Annotated in this window: 1 protein-coding gene; it reads left to right on the top strand. The window is 69.9% G+C overall.

Going from position 1 to position 382, the window contains the following annotated elements:
- A partial coding sequence (locus SB751_RS28470) for a chloride channel protein (RefSeq protein WP_410748848.1) occupies positions 1-382 on the top strand: 382 nt, incomplete at both ends.

Below are 382 nucleotides of genomic sequence, written 5' to 3'. Positions count from 1 at the left end.
GGTGCAGCTCGCCGCGCTCGCCGCGTCGCTGGTCGGCCGCTTCGTGCACTTCGACCCGCCGCGCCTGCGCCTGCTGGTCGCCTGCGGCGCGGCGGCCGGCATCACGTCCGCATACAACGCGCCGATCGCCGGCGCGTTCTTCCTCTCCGAAATCGTGCTCGGCACGATCGCGATGGAGAGCTTCGGGCCGATCGTGGTTTCTTCCGTGGTCGCCAACATCACCATGCGCGAGTTCGCGGGCTACAAGCCGCCGTACGAGATGCCGGTGTTTCCGCCCGTGACGGGCATCGAGGTGCTGCTGTTCGTCGCGCTCGGGCTGCTGTGCGGCGTGCTCGCGCCGCGTTTTCTCTCGCTGCTCGACGTCGCCAAGGCGGGCTTCGGC

Source organism: Cupriavidus sp. SIMBA_020, from assembly GCF_046535395.1.
GTDB classification, from domain to species: Bacteria; Pseudomonadota; Gammaproteobacteria; order Burkholderiales; family Burkholderiaceae; genus Cupriavidus; species Cupriavidus campinensis.
The sequence above is the reverse complement of the archived record's forward strand: the minus strand, read 5'-3'. Positions and strand labels throughout refer to the sequence as shown.